Annotated in this window: 16 protein-coding genes; 6 read left to right on the forward strand and 10 right to left on the reverse strand. The window is 37.0% G+C overall.

Annotation, left to right across the window (positions count from 1 at the left end; all coding sequences use genetic code 11):
- Positions 1 to 2 precede the first annotated feature (2 nt).
- Complete coding sequence (locus tag WC623_RS02270; protein ID WP_372847886.1) at positions 3 to 965, forward strand: AAA family ATPase; 963 nt, start codon at positions 3 to 5, stop codon at positions 963 to 965.
- On the opposite strand, the gene WC623_RS02275 is transcribed toward WC623_RS02270, so the two are convergent.
- The 7 genes from WC623_RS02275 to mutL form a co-directional block, all read right to left on the reverse strand.
- Complete coding sequence (locus WC623_RS02275) at positions 962 to 1,855, reverse strand: glycerophosphodiester phosphodiesterase family protein (RefSeq protein WP_372847887.1); 894 nt, start codon at positions 1,853 to 1,855, stop codon at positions 962 to 964. The two genes, WC623_RS02270 and WC623_RS02275, sit on opposite strands and share 4 nt — an antisense overlap.
- Positions 1,856 to 1,952: 97 nt before the next feature.
- Positions 1,953 to 2,810: a nuclear transport factor 2 family protein gene (locus WC623_RS02280; RefSeq protein WP_372847888.1), complete on the reverse strand. Its 858-nt coding sequence runs from the start codon at positions 2,808 to 2,810 to the stop codon at positions 1,953 to 1,955.
- Between the two features lie 74 nt (positions 2,811 to 2,884).
- A complete protein-coding gene (cysS, locus tag WC623_RS02285) occupies positions 2,885 to 4,345 on the reverse strand; it encodes a cysteine--tRNA ligase (RefSeq protein ID WP_372847889.1) in 1,461 nt (486 codons plus the stop codon).
- An 18-nt stretch (positions 4,346 to 4,363) separates the two neighbouring features.
- Positions 4,364 to 5,473 carry an endonuclease/exonuclease/phosphatase family protein gene (locus WC623_RS02290; RefSeq protein ID WP_372847890.1) on the reverse strand — a complete coding sequence of 370 codons (1,110 nt, stop codon included), beginning with the start codon at positions 5,471 to 5,473 and terminating at the stop codon, positions 4,364 to 4,366.
- A complete protein-coding gene (locus WC623_RS02295) occupies positions 5,473 to 6,336 on the reverse strand; it encodes a rhomboid family intramembrane serine protease (protein WP_372847891.1) in 864 nt (287 codons plus the stop codon). The genes WC623_RS02290 and WC623_RS02295 overlap by 1 nt, the downstream gene beginning before the upstream one ends.
- Positions 6,329 to 7,078, reverse strand: a complete 750-nt coding sequence (locus tag WC623_RS02300; protein WP_372847892.1) for a rhomboid family intramembrane serine protease — start codon at positions 7,076 to 7,078, stop codon at positions 6,329 to 6,331. The genes WC623_RS02295 and WC623_RS02300 overlap by 8 nt, the downstream gene beginning before the upstream one ends.
- Positions 7,079 to 7,082: 4 nt before the next feature.
- A complete protein-coding gene (gene mutL, locus WC623_RS02305; RefSeq protein ID WP_372847893.1) occupies positions 7,083 to 8,954 on the reverse strand; it encodes a DNA mismatch repair endonuclease MutL in 1,872 nt (623 codons plus the stop codon).
- A 149-nt stretch (positions 8,955 to 9,103) separates the two neighbouring features.
- Between mutL and WC623_RS02310 the strand changes: the two genes are divergently transcribed.
- Positions 9,104 to 10,921: a serine hydrolase domain-containing protein gene (locus tag WC623_RS02310; RefSeq protein ID WP_372847894.1), complete on the forward strand. Its 1,818-nt coding sequence runs from the start codon at positions 9,104 to 9,106 to the stop codon at positions 10,919 to 10,921.
- A gap of 13 nt (positions 10,922 to 10,934) precedes the next feature.
- On the opposite strand, the gene WC623_RS02315 is transcribed toward WC623_RS02310, so the two are convergent.
- Positions 10,935 to 11,678, reverse strand: a complete 744-nt coding sequence (locus WC623_RS02315) for an XRE family transcriptional regulator (protein ID WP_372847895.1) — start codon at positions 11,676 to 11,678, stop codon at positions 10,935 to 10,937.
- A 57-nt stretch (positions 11,679 to 11,735) separates the two neighbouring features.
- On the opposite strand from WC623_RS02315, the gene WC623_RS02320 reads away from it, so the two are divergent.
- Positions 11,736 to 12,638 carry a HEPN domain-containing protein gene (locus WC623_RS02320; protein ID WP_372847896.1) on the forward strand — a complete coding sequence of 301 codons (903 nt, stop codon included), beginning with the start codon at positions 11,736 to 11,738 and terminating at the stop codon, positions 12,636 to 12,638.
- 164 nt (positions 12,639 to 12,802) lie between these two features.
- Here WC623_RS02320 and WC623_RS02325 read toward each other — a convergent pair whose 3' ends face one another.
- A complete protein-coding gene (locus tag WC623_RS02325; RefSeq protein WP_372847897.1) occupies positions 12,803 to 13,765 on the reverse strand; it encodes an isopenicillin N synthase family dioxygenase in 963 nt (320 codons plus the stop codon).
- Positions 13,766 to 14,458: 693 nt separating this feature from the next.
- On the opposite strand from WC623_RS02325, the gene msrA reads away from it, so the two are divergent.
- From msrA to WC623_RS02340, 3 genes are read left to right on the forward strand one after another with little or no spacing between them, the layout of a single operon-like run.
- Positions 14,459 to 15,055, forward strand: a complete 597-nt coding sequence (msrA, locus tag WC623_RS02330; RefSeq protein WP_372847898.1) for a peptide-methionine (S)-S-oxide reductase MsrA — start codon at positions 14,459 to 14,461, stop codon at positions 15,053 to 15,055.
- Positions 15,056 to 15,087: 32 nt separating this feature from the next.
- A complete protein-coding gene (locus tag WC623_RS02335) occupies positions 15,088 to 15,561 on the forward strand; it encodes a copper resistance protein NlpE (RefSeq protein ID WP_372847899.1) in 474 nt (157 codons plus the stop codon).
- Between the two features lie 4 nt (positions 15,562 to 15,565).
- Positions 15,566 to 15,826 (forward strand): 4a-hydroxytetrahydrobiopterin dehydratase, encoded by a 261-nt coding sequence (locus WC623_RS02340; RefSeq protein ID WP_372847900.1) that lies wholly within the window; start codon positions 15,566 to 15,568, stop codon positions 15,824 to 15,826.
- A gap of 81 nt (positions 15,827 to 15,907) precedes the next feature.
- Here WC623_RS02340 and WC623_RS02345 read toward each other — a convergent pair whose 3' ends face one another.
- Positions 15,908 to 17,191, reverse strand: a complete 1,284-nt coding sequence (locus tag WC623_RS02345; protein WP_372847901.1) for an SGNH/GDSL hydrolase family protein — start codon at positions 17,189 to 17,191, stop codon at positions 15,908 to 15,910.
- Between the last annotated feature and the right edge of the window lie 3 nt (positions 17,192 to 17,194).

Below are 17,194 nucleotides of genomic sequence, written 5' to 3' on the forward strand. Positions count from 1 at the left end.
TTATGGAGTTTGACAATGACATTAAAGCTGTTGATGCTTTGCATCAATCCTACAAAAGCATTAAAGCTGAAATAGGAAAAGTGGTGATTGGACAGGACGAAATTATCAAGTCTGTCCTGATCTCAATTTTTAGCAATGGACATTGTTTGTTGGTTGGTGTACCAGGATTAGCGAAAACGTTATTGGTTCAGACTGTAGCAAATGTATTAGACTTAAATTTTAACAGGATACAATTTACTCCTGATTTAATGCCGAGTGATATCATTGGCGCTGAAATTCTTGGTGAAGACCGTAATTTTAAATTCATTAATGGCCCTATTTTCTCTAACATCATTCTTGCTGATGAGATCAATAGAACCCCACCAAAAACTCAGGCAGCATTATTAGAGGCAATGCAAGAAAAAGCTGTCACTGCTGCAGGATTAACACATATCTTACCTAAGCCCTTCTTTGTTCTTGCTACTCAAAATCCTATTGAGCAGGAAGGAACCTACCCCCTACCTGAAGCACAGCTGGACAGGTTTATGTTTAATGTTCATTTGGGATACCCTTCATTTGAAGATGAGCTGACTATTGTAAAAAATACAACCAGTAATAATGAGGTTAAACTGAACAAGATTATTAATGCCAGTCAGATTCAATATTTCCAAAAACTGGTAAGGAATATTCCGGTAACAGACAATGTAGTAGAATATGCAGTAAAACTGGTTAGTAAAACACGTCCAAATACCTCTTTGGCGACTGAAGAGGTAAACAAATACGTCAACTGGGGTGCAGGGCCCAGGGCTTCACAATTCCTGATTATAGGTGCTAAATGCCATGCTGCAATTACAGGAAAATATGCTCCTGACATTGAAGATATACAGGCAGTAGCAGAAGCTATCTTACGACATCGTATTGTACGTAATTACCGTGCAGAAGCCGAAGGCTTATCGATAGAAAACATCATTAAGAATTTATACTAGTCTCTTTTTTGCTGCATGATACGTGTATACTGATTAGGATAATCGGTAATGATACCATCAACACCAAGATTAATCAAATAATTCATGTCTTTGGCAGTATTTACCGTCCACGGAATAATCTTTACACCAGCAGCATGGCAACGGTCTACCAAACCTTTTCCTACCAGCACATAATATGGACTGTAATAGTCGGGTGTAAATCCTAGCGCCTGTATACCATCTTCAAAGTCTTGCTTTTCATCAACCATCAGAGATGTTTTAATACTCGGATAATGCTCTTTTAAATATTGAAGCGTACGCAAATCAAGTGATTGGATGATCACTCTTTTTGTTAGTTTCTTTTTCTTCACTATTTCCATGATCCGCTCAATAAACACTGAGGCATCTGGCTGAAACTCCCCATCTCCCTTTCTGATCAAGGCTGTTTCTATATTATAAAGTGGCTTTGCCAATCTATTCTTCTTTACATAAGCTTCCACAGAATCTATTACTTCCTCAAGCAATGGCTTATATGCTTTAAATTTCATTTGTCCAGGGAACCTTGGATGTAGCTTTGACCCTACGTCAAACTTTCTGATCTCCTCATAATCCATTTTAAACATGTTGTATTTCTTTTCATCCTTAAAAGAAATAGGTTTACCCGCTGGAGTTTTACTGATCTCGTTATTAAAATACGGTTCGTGAGAAAGAACAACCTGTTCATCTTTAGAAATCACAACATCCATGTTTAATACATTAGCGTCAAGATCCAATGCTTTGAGCATTCCCTCAATGGTATTTTCTGGCATAATACCTCTTGCACCCTGGTGACCTATCAACATAAACTTTTGAGCACTGACAGGAGTAAATGATACGAATATGAGTGTAGTAATTATAAGTAGGTTCTTCATGAATATTTTAATAACGGCATAAATTAAGGATTTATTGGCTTTAAACAAAAAAGGTACCATATCTGCATATAGTACCTCTTCATATTTAAGAATCATATTAACGTTCTGCTGGCGAAAACACCTGAACAATAATGTTCCAGTTATGATCAGCCTGACGCTCATATATGAAAACATAGTTAAAGCTTTCTCTTAAGTCCGCTTTATAATCAACAGTAGCTATACCATATGTATAAGCCAGATCTCCACCATCAGCTTTATCTACCTTAGTAGTTTTCAGCGCTATTTTACTGATCATACTATTAAAGAAAGGCAGGATATTGTCTTTGCCAATCATTGGCTCATATCCTGGGAACAGCAAACGTGCGTCTGGATTTAAGAACCCAGCAAAAGCAGGCATTCCATAAGACTTTAAAGTAGTATTCAGCGTTTTTTCTGTAGTAGCAATGATATCTGCTCCAGCAGCTCTTTGCTTATCATTTAAAAACTTAGGTTTATAAAAGTCTTTAGGTTCAATAAATACAGGAGTTACTTTATTCAAAGGCTTATTGCTGCTAGTTCCTAGATCAAGAGCAAGTTCCCATTTAGAACCATTGGCTTTCCAAACACTTAAATATTGACCATAAGATGTTTTATCCCCTTTTTCCGTGTACGGGCCTGTGGTAAAACCCCAATCTCCACTTCTGGAAACTTTAGCATAAACAGGTGTCCAACTGATGTCTTTACTATCTGGATGTGACGCGTAAAATGTTTTTGCATTTACGGGGTTTGGCCTAAATGCCAATCCATCTGCAGCAGCAAATGAAGCATAGGCAGCCTTAGAGCCACTTTTAGCCAGGGTTGCAGCAAATTCCTTTTCGGCTTTTACCAGAGATTTTGTGCTTCCATCAGATTTTTGGGCATAAGCACCAACTGTTAGTGAAGCAACAATAATTGTATAAAAAAATTTGTTCATCATAATGTATAGTTTGCGTTGCGAATATAGGATATGGATATAATTCTCTTTAAAAAAGTAATTAACAATTGCACATATTAAGCTTTAGTCCAGGTTGTGCCGTCCTTACTGTCTTTTAACTGTATCCCCATACTTTGCAATCCGAGGCGTATTTTATCAGAAGTTGCATAATCCTTATTCTCCTTTGCAGCTTTACGGATATCAATCACCATATCCAAAACTGCATTAAGTTCAATATTAGAGCTATCCTCATCCTTTAATCCGAAGATATCGAATACAAAATCGTTCATCAGCTTTTTCAACTTATCAAGTTCAGCTGTTGAGATTTTCCCTTTCCCATCATAAACAGTATTGATGATCCGGGTAGCTTCAAATAGTTCTGCAATTACCACAGGACTATTAAAATCATCGTTCATTGCTTTTACACAATTCTTTATAATAGGGTCAATTTCAAAGTCACTATCTGCCGACGAGCTTAACTTATCAAGCAGGCTCAGTGCATTCATTAAACGTCTGAATCCTTTTTCCGAAGCGTCCAAAGCTTCATTCGAGAAATCCAGCGTACTACGGTAATGCGCCTGAAGCATAAAAAATTTAACCGTCATTGGACTAAACCCACGTTCCAGCAAAGGATGATCACCAGTAAAAAGTTCGCCAGGAAGAAAACCATTACCAGCAGATTTAGACATACGTGTACCATTTACAGTGAGCATATTAGTATGCATCCAGTATTTTGCAGGTTGTTTATGGCTGCAGGCTTCAGACTGTGCAATTTCATTTGTATGATGTGTGGCCGCTAAGTCCATACCACCACCATGTATATCAAACTCATCACCAAGATATTTCGCACTCATAGCCGAGCATTCAATGTGCCAGCCAGGAAAACCTTCACCCCACGGTGATGGCCAACGCATCAATGTTTCTGGTTTTGCTTTTATCCATAGCGCAAAATCAAGCCTGCCTTTTTTATCATCCTGTCCACCAAGCTCGCGCGTATTGGCCAGCATATCTTCCAGATTTCTATTTGTTAATATCGTATAGTTGTATTTTGTACTGTATTTTTCAACGTCAAAATAGATTGTTCCATTAACCTCATAACCATAACCATTGGCAATGATCTCTTTGATCATTTCAATCTGCTCGGTAATGTGTCCTGTAGCAGTAGGTTCAATACTAGGAGGAAGGGTATTAAACATACGCAGCACATCATGAAAACCTAAGGTATACTTCTGAACAATCTCCATAGGTTCAAGCTGCTCCAACTTTGCACGCTTTGCAAATTTATCATCCCCCTCATCACGGTCGCCCTCTAAATGCCCGGCATCAGTTATATTACGAACGTAGCGAACTTTATATCCACTATATTTTAGATATCTAAATATTAAATCAAAAGAAATGAATGTACGACAATTCCCTAAATGAACATCACTATATACAGTAGGTCCGCAAACATACATGCCCACATGAGGCGCGTTCAGCGGTTCAAAAACTTCCTTCTTTCGTGTCAGGGTATTGTACAGTTGTAAGCCGTTATTCATTCTGTAAAGTTAAAAAATTTATGGGTTTAATATTAAATCACTGCGAACAGGAAAGTGATCTGACAATTTAGCAGGTATAATGCGGTAATTCAGTACATCTATTGATTTTGTCGTAGCAATATAGTCGATCTGAAAATTTGGAAACTTACCATTATAAGTCTTCCCAAAACCTGTCCCTTGCTCTTTAAAGGCATTCTTTAATGACTTTGTCATTTGCCTTACTGCATAAGATGCCGGAGTATCATTAAAATCACCAGCCACTATATAAGGAGTCTTACAAGTTTCCATATGTGCTTTCATCACATCAACCTGTCCACTGCGTTTTAGAAAAGCATTCCTTAACATAATCATTATCCTTTTTGAAGGATAAAGCTTAGGCTCCATTTTATACTTAACCTGATCCAGGTAATTATAGTCTTGCTTATCAAATGATATAGATTGAAGATGAACATTATATACCCTTAACATTTTCTTTCCAATCATCACATCTACAAAAATGCTTGAATTTCCATAACCATTAACAAAAGTAATCTCACCTTTATTTTTGATTGGATATTTAGAGAAAATAGCTAATCCTGTAGCTTCATAATCATTCTCAGATGAGGGGACAAAATAATAATAAGGTTTATTTAAAATGCGTTTTAAGCTATCAGTAATATCGTAACTCCCTTTTCTCCTTGTAAAATATTCCTGAAAGCAAATGATATCAGGATTTTCCTCCTCAATCAGATTAAGCATTTGTTGTTTTACCGGATCTATATAGTTTTGTCCATACGGCTTAAAACTATGCACATTATAGGTCATCATTCTGATGTGTTCAGCATTAGTCTTCGCCCCTTCTCCGCTTTCACCGATAAATCCAAATGTTGCAGTTAAGGGAGTCCAACCTATCAAAATCAATACAGAGGTTGAAGCTGCAAAAGTCCACCTTTTCCGCAGACACCACCAAATGATCATTAATATATTCAGCACTAAGAAATATGGATAAGCTAAACCAAAAAAAGCAATATATTGAAACCTACGTGGATCTATTCCGCCCGCCAGCATCCCAAGGACCAGACCGATAAGCAGCCCCAAGGCTATCAGACGAACGCATTTATCCAGAAATGTAGGCTTAGCTCGTTTCATTAGTCTTTACTTGCCTTAAATAGCGTTTCTTTCTCCTGTTTACTCAGTTTATTATATCCTGTTTTAGAAATTTTATCCAGTATACGATCTATTTCTTCCTGATTTACACCTTCGTTTTGCTTCCTGCCTGTTTGTTTTCCAGAATCATTTTTAACAACCCTAAGCTTAGGTTTACGCTTAAATATTTTACTCCAATCGGCCCCACCTTTCAGCAATTTAATATATGTAAATCCAAGTACAGCACCACCAATATGTGCAAAACTGCCCCCTGCATCTTTAGACGCAATTCCTATCAGATCTAAAACGATATAAGCCAGGGCCAGATATTTAAGTTTAACCTCACCAAACAACAATAACCTCATGCTATAATCAGGCAATAAAGTTGCTGTTGCAACAATAACAGCCATCACAGCGGCAGATGAACCAATCACGGTAGCATCCGGCCTTACTTCAGCAAAAACAGGAAAAATATTATAAGCAAGAAGGTAAAGCAGTGCTCCGGCAATGCCACCAGCCAGATAGACAAAATGGAACTGACGAGGCTTTAAAAAATCAAGAAAGATATTACCTAACCAGAACAACCAAAGCATATTAAAAAGGATATGCCATAAACCATCATGAAAAAACTGATAAGTTATGATGGTATAAAACCTGGTAGGCAATTTCGATAAAGAGGCAGGGAAACCCGCATATTCTCTTATAAGTGCATCGTACATCACTCCACCCTTTCCAGACAAGAAGAAAGGAATATTAAGCAGTGCAAAAACAACAAAAATAAGGACATTGATACCTATATAAAAAAATACAGGATTGCCCGATTGGAATACTTTATATTTTAAATCTTTTAACAGGTTACTATTCATAATAGGTATAAAATCTATCGTTGTTTCTATCTCCCCATAATTTGACCATTATAAACCCTACGAGTGCCCCGCCAAGGTGTGCATAATGTGCAATAGAATCACCGGGTATTCTTGCTACACCTAAAGAAAGTTCCATAAGGATATATACTGGAATCAGATATTTTGCTTTAATTGGAACAGGAATGAACATCACATACATCTGTGTATTCGGGTATAACAAGCCAAATGCCACTAACAAGCCAAAAACAGCGCCTGATGCACCGACCATAGGAAAGCCATAAATCCCCATTAATGTCTGCTTTTGAGCATCCATTACTCCCCCAATATTAATATAGCCCTGAACTCCCTGGTTTTTTAAGAATTCAAGCTGAATCGGATTATTGTAGATCGCTCCAGTAATGTTATATACTTCATAAGCCTGAACAGCCATTTGCAAAGCTACAGCACCTAAACCTGTAATCAGATAAAAGTTTATAAATCTTTTTGCCCCCCATCTTGCTTCCAGCACCCCTCCAAACATGAATAGTGCAAACATATTGAAGAAAATATGCATAAAGTCTCCATGCATAAACATATAGGTAACCAATTGCCAGATTCCAAAGTACTGAGAATCGAAATAATATGCACCTAACAGGCGATCAAGATCTATACCTGTATTTTGAAGAACATATTTGGCTGCAAAAAACAGCACATTTATGATCAATAAGTTCTTTACTACAGGCGGTATATGGATATTATTCATGTATCTATTTATCAAATTTTTTATCAAGCTCAGCCAGACCAATAGTTTGGATTACCGGCTTACCGCTAATGCTAAAGTTAGGTGTTTTACAAGCAAAAAGCTGCTCTATTAATGTATTCATCTCTTCCTGCCCCAAAGCTGTACCATTTTTTATCGCACTGTTTCTCGCCATACTTCTGGCCAATGCATCTCTTTTATCTAATTTTAATTCCTGCTGCGAATTTTTAAAGCCTTCTATCAAGTGTTCAAACAATTGAGTTTCATTAATATTCCCACCTCCAAGATCCACAGGAATCCCTTCAATTACTAACGTATTTTTACCAAAATCTCTTACTTCAAAGCCTAAACTTTTAATATCTTCTAATAAACCTTTGGCCAGTTCGTAATCATTAGTACTTAACGTTACTGTTTGGGGAAATAGACTTTGCTGGGAAGCACCCTTTCTATCTTCCAGATGCAAAGTAAAACGTTCATATAAAATCCGCTCATGAGCAGCCTGCTGATCAATTAACATAATACCTGATTTAATCTGCGAGATGATATAACGGTTATGCAATTGCATCAATTGTTTTTGTACAGGTGTAAACTGATGCTCAGTTTCGGCAACAGGTAATTCTAATGATGACTGCTCAGCCTGATCGTGATTAGCGATTTCATATAATGAACCCCAATTTTTAGTACTTGGCGACATATTCCCTCCACCACCGCCATAGCTTTTCGGAAAGCTAGCATAAGCCGCTTCTCTTGAGGCTACTGGCTTATCTCCCGCAAAAGGATTAAAATCAGGATTAAAGCTGATGCTGGGGGGTACAATTTCTTCAGGTGATTTATGCGTAATCATACCACTAAAACCAGTTTCCTGATCAAAATCAATTGTAGGACTGATATTAAACCTTCCCAATGATCTTTTTACTGCTGAATGTAGAATTGCATAAATAGACTTCTCGTCCAGGTATTTGATTTCGGTTTTTGTAGGATGTACATTTACATCAATATTAGCCGGATCAATATCAATAAAAAGCACATACAAAGGAAAATGATCATCCTGAAGCAACTCTTCATAAGCTCTGTTAATTGCATGATTCAGATATGCGTCCTTTATAAAACGGTTGTTTACAAAAAAGAACTGTTCTCCCCTGGTCTTCTTTGCATACTCAGGTTTTCCGATATATCCCTTTAAATTAATGATACTCGTTTCTTCTTCAACCGGAATTAAGCGCTCATTATAATTATTTCCAAATAAGTGTACAATCCGCTGTTTCAAAACAGAAGAAGGTAAATGAAAAATTTCTACCCCATCATGATGAAGTGTAAAAGCAATTCCCGGATGTGCCAGTGTTACACGCTGAAACTCATCAATGATGTGGCGCATTTCAGCAGGGTTACTTTTTAAAAAATTACGTCTTGCAGGCGTATTATAAAAAAGATTTTTAATGCTGATACTTGTTCCGGCAGATGTGGCTACAGGTTCCTGCTTTATAAATTCAGAACCTTCAATTTCAATTGAAGTACCAATCTCTTCATCATGTTTACGGGTTTTCAATTCAACCTGTGCAATAGCAGCAATAGAAGCCATTGCTTCACCTCTGAAACCCATAGTACGGATAGCGAACAAATCCTCAGCTTTACGAACTTTAGAAGTCGCATGACGCTCAAAGCACATTCTGGCATCAGTAACACTCATACCAGATCCATTATCTATCACTTGTATCAGCGCTTTACCTGCATCCTTAACAATCAATTGTATCTTATTCGCACCTGCATCAATCGCATTCTCCAAAAGCTCTTTAACTGCAGAAGCAGGCCTTTGCACTACTTCACCTGCTGCAATTTGATTGGCTACACTATCGGGTAAAAGCTGTATAATATCTGACATCTATAATATCTTCGGTAAAGTCGCTAATTTAGGCAAAATACGGCTCATGTTATCCTATCTTTTTAGATATTTGTTCCGTAACATTCAGATATTACCATAAAATTACCATTATATTTATGTTCGCAAACATAGATTTAAATCTATTATTCATGAGAAGAAATAGCCTTGCAGGCATTATAAGCATTAGTTTTTTTGCCTTATTTACATTTACCGCCTGCGCACAGCAGGACCATCAGCAAAATGAACAGATATTAATGGTATCCAAAACCATTATGAATAGTACTATACTATTGAATAATCAGGAAAACACTATACCCTTATTGAATCTTGATAAAAGAAACATTGCTTCAGTAAACCTCGGATTTACCAACCAATCGGTATATGATAGTTTGCTATATAAATACGCAAAGGTAACCAGCTTCTCATCAGCCGACTACTCTTCCTCTTCCACTCTAAATGATCTGGAAGATGACTTAAAGTATTTCAATACGGTTATCATCACTTTACCATCTACCGCAGTAAACGATTCCCGTAATATCAATTTCATTTTAAATACAGCCAAAAGTAAGCAGGTTATTCTTTCACTATTTGGTGAAGGCAGAGCGCTAAATGTTCTTGATGGAATTAAGTCTCCTATCATCTGGACTGCAGAAAACACTCCTATTTCTGCTGCTATTGTTCCACAAATGATTTTTGGAGGTATAGCCATTACTCAGAAACTTAATCAAAGTTTTTCTCCAAAGTATACCATGGGCACAGGCTACACAACAAATACTATCCGTCTAAAATACACATTACCAGAAGACGCAAATGTAAATGCTAACAACCTACGGGAAATAGATAAGATTGCCAATGAAGCGATTAACGCAAAAGCTGCCCCTGGGATGGTGGTCCTGGTAGCCAAAGATGGAAAAGTTATTTTCAATAAGGCTTATGGCAACCATTCTTATGATAATATCAGACCGGATCGTTTATCCGATATCTTTGACCTTGCATCTTTAACTAAAACTACGGCGACAACACCAACCATTATGCGATTGGTTGAACAAAAAAAATTAAACCTTGATACGAGTATTGCAACCTATATCCCTAGAGCAAGAAATACTCCAATGGCCAATATAAAGGTGCGTGAAGTTATGCTCCATCAGGCAGGCTTTACACCATACATTCCCTTTCATAACAACATACAACCAGGCGATTATAGTCGCGACTCCAGTGCTGCTTACCCAACAAAAGTGGCCGACAATTATTTCATCCGAAAAAACTATTTTAAGGATGTAATGTGGCCAAAAATGCTGAATTCTCCAATAAAAACAAGAGGCACTTATGTTTACAGCGACATCAGTATGTATGTCATGAAAGAAATAGCTGAACATATTACTGAAACTCCATTGGATCAGTATGTACAGGAAAAATTTTACAAACCACTTGGTATGCAAACTGCAGGTTTCTTACCCAGGAATAGATTCCCAAGAGAACAGATTGTACCTACAGAACAGGATAATTATTTCAGAAAAACACTATTACAGGGTTATGTCCATGACCAGGGAGCTGCACTAGCAGGCGGTGTTTCGGGCCATGCGGGATTATTTGCAAGCGCCAATGATGTAGCGATCATTTATCAGATGTTACTAAATAAGGGCAGCTATGGTGGACAACAATATTTCACTCCTCAGACTGTAAATATGTTTACTACGAAGCAGTCTAACGTAAGTAGAAGAGGATTAGGTTTTGACAGATGGGATCCTGATCTGACAAAAAAATATCCTTCCGAAACTGCATCACCACAAACTTTTGGGCATACAGGGTATACAGGAACATGTGTATGGGTTGATCCTTCAAGGGGTCTGATATATATTTTCCTGTCCAACCGGGTATATCCTGCAGTAACGGATAAACTGATTACGATGAAAATCAGAGGAAGAATACAAGATGTAATCAATGAAGCAATTGATAAGGCACTTTAATCCCAAATCCAGCCTATAGTTGATTTCTGGTCACTTTTCCTTTTACAATAAACATTCTTTTGATCATATCTTTATCGATCACAGTATCACCTTTAAAATTTGGATTTGATGAACGCAGAATAATCTTGCTTTGATTTGAATGCTCAAATAGCAATTTAACTGTAGTGATACTATTTGCTCTTTCATCACCCACCAGGAGATAAGCTTCTCCCCATTGGATGATGTTAAAATTCCTGACCTCTCTTACTGCAATGATCTCGCCACTTGCATATTTAGGATACATGCTATCTCCATATATTGGCAGATAAGCATCACAATCATTAAATGGCCTGAAATTTACGTAATACTCCGGTGGTTCCTTTAATGTGTTAAAACTTTCGAAAGAGATTTCTGAAAGGTTCACGTTAAAATATGGAACTCCTTTCTTCATCGCAGAAATCTCGTCATTGGAGAACCCCTCTTCAAACATCTCTCCTTCACCCGTTTCCAGCCAATCCGGATTTACATGATAATATTTAGCAATATCATCTGACAGCCGTCTACCAATATTTCTTTTGCCGTTCTCTATAGCCGTAAAGTTACTTACATGTTTAGTAATGGGACTATAAAACTCTTCCTTAGTCATTTCCATTACTTTTCGCACCTCACTTAACCGAGATCCAATTTTATTCACCTGCAAATCAATGTCTTCCAAAATAATCTCATTAAAACATTCTTTTGATTTCAATATCTCATCAAAAGAACGCACGTTTACCATACAACAATTGCTAATGTAATAAACTTAAATATTAAAAACACCATTATAAACTGTAGTATGAAGAAGCAAAAAACACCAGTAGCAAAGGCTAAAACAGTAGCCGAAAGCATTGAAACAATTGAATTAAAAAAAATTACACATGCTATTCTTAGAAAAATCAAGGCAGAAAAGATCATCTGTTTTGGAAGTATCGTAACTGCCAAAAAGAAAATCAGCTGCTTTTCTTCGGAAGGGGAAGATATAAATCCAGAACCAAACAGTTATTGTCTGCTAGTTATACCCTCAGCAGCGGAGGCTATTCCTGATATTTTAATACAGCAAAGGCTGGAAGAAGAACTTAAAGGTATAGCCAACATAACGGTCATAGTTCACCGTATGTTAGAGATCAATGCTGCTTTACAAAATAACAGTTCATTTTTCACTAAAGTTTATAGAAAAGGGGTATTACTACATGATAATGAAGCTGAACCATTTATCGCAGCTGCAACTGGCAAAAACATCAGCGAGCGTATTTCTAAACGAGAAAAATTCTGGCACCAATGGTTTGCACTCTCGCAAAGCTTTCTAATGGGGGCACATTTTTATTCCGGAGAACAGCGCAACAACCTGGCTGTTTTTATGCTTCACCAAAGTCTACAACACTGCTATTCTGCAATGCTCAGAGTATTGACTGGATACCGCAGCAATAGCAACAGCTTAAAAAGATTGAGCAAACTTATAGATAGTGTTCTTCCAGATTCTTCATTTTCACCCACCGAGCCTACTCCAGAAAGCGCAAGATTATCAGCATTGCTAATGAAGGGGTTTAGTGATGCGCGATACAATGATAAATTTAATATAACCAATAACGAGCTAAGTGCTTTAATCAGGCGAATAGAAGATCTATTAAAACAAGCCAATCTAATTTGCCAGGAACATATTAAGAATCTAAAATCAGGAAAAGTAGCTTATACAGGCTAAATATATCATCTGAAACGCATATACCAACAACAAGATAACCCTCCTGCTCTCAGCGTGCATTGCTCTAGGCGCCTTAGGCACTTTTAAAATCCAATCTCACCTAATCTGCACCTGTTTGCAATAAGGCTTAGCAACCTGCATAAAGAGTTTGCTAAGCCTCCTTTTTATTTTTTTAACCCAATTTCTCTTAATCTTTCATCAAGATACTCTCCTGCTGTCATATCCTCATAAACTTTAGGATGCTCAGCATCAATACAAGATTGCAGGCTTGTTAAGTCCATATCACTTCTCGGATGCAAGAAGAAAGGAACAGAAAATCTGGAAGTTTTCATGAGTTCACGAGGAGGGTTTACCACTCTATGCGTTGTTGATTTCAGCTTATTATTGGTTAGACGCTGTAACATATCACCAACATTTACCACAATATCTGTATGATGTGCTTTAATAGGCAACCATTCATTACTTCTGGTCAGCACTTCTAAACCATCGGCACTCGCCCCAATCAATAATGTAATCAGATTAATATCTTCATGAGCACCCGCACGAACTGCATCATCTGGTAAAGCATCCGGATTTTCGATAGGGAAATAATGAATTCCTCTTAAAATGGAATTTCCATTATGCACATGCTTATCAAAATAATCAATTGGCAGATTTAAATAAGTTGCAATTGCCCTTAATAGATGTTTTCCATTAGCCTCCAATCGTTGATAAATCTCTCTGGTTATCTCATTAAATCCAGTAATTTCTTCAAGAAATTCATTATCAGGGTACTGGTCTTTTATAGGGTCGCCATCCATTACCTCCTGACCAATTTGCCAGAACTCTTTTAAATCGGCCGTTTTTGCCCCTTTGGCAGTTTCTTTGCCTGGACTCGTATAACCGCGTTGACCAGCCAGTTCCACTTTCTCGTATTTCTTCTTTTGTTCAGGAGAAAGACTAAATACCGCTTGAATATTACTATAAAGCTTATCAATTAGCTCTTGACTAACGCCGTGATTGGTAATGGTCACAAAACCAGAGTCATTAAAGGCTCTACCCAATTCATCAGAAAACTTTTTTCGTTCCCCTTCAGTTCCATTGATGTATGAGCCCAAGTCTAAACATGGGATATAAGGTGTAGACATAATGTTATATTTTAATAAGTAACAATAATCTAATTTAAGAAACTATTGTTGATAAAACTTAAACCGGGTTCACAACTGAGATAAAAACCTACAAATAAATATTTTAAGTTACCAACACAAACTATTTAAACAGTCTTTCGAAAAAGCACAACAGACATTTGGTATAACCTAATTTTTTTAGGTATTTGTTTCAAATCAAATACTCACATTAAAGAGAGAAAGAAGACAAATAAATTAGATTTTTTTAGGATTTAGAATAGACTGAATATGAAGCAGCTGAAAGGCTTTGATCTTGTACCAGAATTAGACGTATTTTGATTCAGAATTGATCGAACAAACACGAAGGAGAGACGAAGGAGGTACGAAGCAATTTCGACTTTACCTTTAAGGCCGATCGAGACTCCCTCCAAGTCCGAACTAAGTCCAATTTTCAAGAATTTTAAACGCTATTTTTTCTTCGATATTGAAGCAAGAATAATTAAAAACAATTCAGTATCTTTCAGAAAATACTTATCGAATATACTGAAAATTTTCAGGACTGCAAATCTATTAAAACCAAACGCCCTAAAATTCAGTATATAACTGTGGTAATCCAATAACACACAGACAAAGTCAAAAAACATAATGCAAAGGGCATGATTATTGTTTTATTGAGCTTAACGGGGGTGATTCCTCATTTTATTTATAATAATCATGAAGTATTTATCGATTATGATCTTAGTTCTCTTAATGACGAACAATGTTGATGCACAAACAAAATTACAGAAAGCGACTTTCGGTATGGGATGTTTCTGGTGCTCAGAAGCCTTATTTCAAAGACTACATGGCGTTGTCAGTGTTCGATCAGGATATGAAGGTGGTTCAACAGTGAATCCTACTTATGAAGATGTTTGCAGCGGCATTACAGGTCATGCTGAAGTGATTGAAGTGACTTATGATCCAACAAAAATAAAATATGACGATTTATTGGAAGTATTCTGGAAAAGTCATGACCCAACTACGTTGAATCGTCAGGGGGCAGATGTAGGTACGCAATATCGGTCGGTTATTTTTTATCATAATGAGGAACAAAAACAAATAGCAGAAAAATATAAAAAGGAATTAAATAGCACTAAAGCATTTGGCAAACCTGTTGTTACAGTCATAAATAAAGCTGCTCCATTTTATGTTGCTGAAAATTATCATCAGGATTATTTCAATAAAAATGGTAACGAGCCTTATTGCAGATTGGTCATTTTACCGAAAATGGAAAAATTAGAAAAAGTGTTCAAGGCGAAATTAAAACAATAAGCTATCTATCTTTTAAACAAAACATTTATCACGTGAAAAAACAAATCATCATTCTCGCAGTTGTCTCCATCTTCACATGGGGCTGTAATTCAGAAACAAAACAACAATCCACAATTGATAGTAATGTTGTATCCGATGGTATAGACACAGTTGCAGTTGACAAAGTTCCCGATGCAGATATGCACAATGCACAAATTTCGCTGGACTGGAATGGTACTTATAAAGGCATTACCCCTTGTGCAGACTGTGAGGGTATAGAGACAGAGGTTACTCTGAATAAAGACATGACTTACCTTATTAAAACAAAGTATAAAGGTAAAGGCGACAAGATTTTTGAAGAAACAGGAGACTTCAAATGGGATAAAACTGGCTCAATAGTTATTCTTGAAGGATTAAAAGACCGCTCATCTCAATTTTTTGTAGGTGAGAATACCTTAACTCAACTGGATATGGACGGTAACAGAGTTACTGGAGATTTAGCAGAAAACTATATCCTTAAAAAATAAAATCATGGAAAAGATCATACAGAAGCAATGGGAAGAAGTAGACAAAAAGCTCTATAAGGCAGTTATCTTTAAAGATTTTCAGGAAGCATTTTCTTTTATGCTAAAAGTTGCCTTTTTAGCCGAGAAGAACAACCACCACCCTAGGTGGACCAATGAGTGGAATAAGGTTGAAATATGGCTTTCGACACATGATGCTGGCGACGTAGTCACAGAGAAAGATAGAAACCTTGCAAAAGAAATTGACAAGATATTAGAAGTAAAATAATCCAAACTATTATATCAATAAGCAAAATTGCCTGCTCATTTTTAAAAATGAGCAGGCAATTTTGTTTTGTTTAAACCAATGTTAGGGAAGCTTGACTCCTCTGTATTTAGAAACATCTACCACCGGGATATTTGAACCATATTTAGCATTAATAGCTGCAATAAAAGCATTAGCCGTTATCGCATAACCCAAAGGAGTTAAATGTGTACCATCCAATGAAAAAAGATTCCCCTTGATAAAAGCAGCGCTTACCGGAATCCCATTAACCATTTTACCTGCACCATATTCGTTTAGCATACTATATGCATCCATAATTGCCAATCCTTTAGCATTGGCGATATCCTTAATGGAATTGTTATAAGAGGTAACAAAATCATTTACCACAGCAATTTCAGCTTTATCTAATACAAAATGACTTTCAACAGGGTTTGCAGGATGTAAGCCATATGGGATATTTGAACCATTCGGTGTCCCCATTACCCCTGCAGAGCTTAATGTTAAAGTAAACAGATCCTCAGCTGTTGCAGGTCTAGGTATCCCTGCGCCTGTCTGAATATAAATATCCTTTACATCCTTACCTGTTGGAGTAGCATTAATAGCGGCAAGCAAAGTCTGCAAGGTAACTGTATTAAAATAAGCAATTTTTGTAACGTCAGGTATGGTGGCCACCACTCCTTTAGCACCTGTTGAAGTTAACTTTGTGATCACCTCAGCATATTGACTTGCAAATGCCCCCTTAGGAGTTGGTGCCGTTCCAGTTGCCCCTGCGCTGGCATAGCCAAGAATATCATTGTTTCCAAGCCAGTTACTAAAAAATGTCCAGGGCTTAGCCGTGACAAAATCAAGATAAGGAGTATTTATCGTTGCATCAGTTAACAAACGCTCATAGTAATTATTTTTGGTACCATAACCTGGAATTTTCGCATGTGCCAGCTGAATACCTGGTATACCGAAATTCTCAATATTGCCAGTATACTTTGTATATAAATTAACACTACCAACCTGACCTCTAATGGCCAAATTTGAAGTCTCAGGAACAATAGTAGGCACACCATTAACAAGTGCAGTTAATTTCAGATATCCCGAACCGTTAAATTGAGCTTCAGGAAAAAAAGGAGTGCTAAAACTACCCCCGCCAACAGCTTTCATTTGTGCAGCAATCATTTCAGGATAAGAATTCTTTTGTCCTTCCAAATATAAACCGGCATCTGAAAAACCTGCTGTAAGTGAATTACCCAATGCAATATAACGTGTAAAATCAGCTGTTCCTTTGGTTGGAGCAGGAGTATCTATAGTAGGTTTACAAGATGCCAAACCCAGGATGGCCAGTGCCAGAACACTTTTATAAAAATATGTCGATTTCATAAT

The organism is Pedobacter sp., from assembly GCF_041645105.1.
In the GTDB taxonomy this organism is placed as follows: Bacteria; Bacteroidota; Bacteroidia; order Sphingobacteriales; family Sphingobacteriaceae; genus Pedobacter.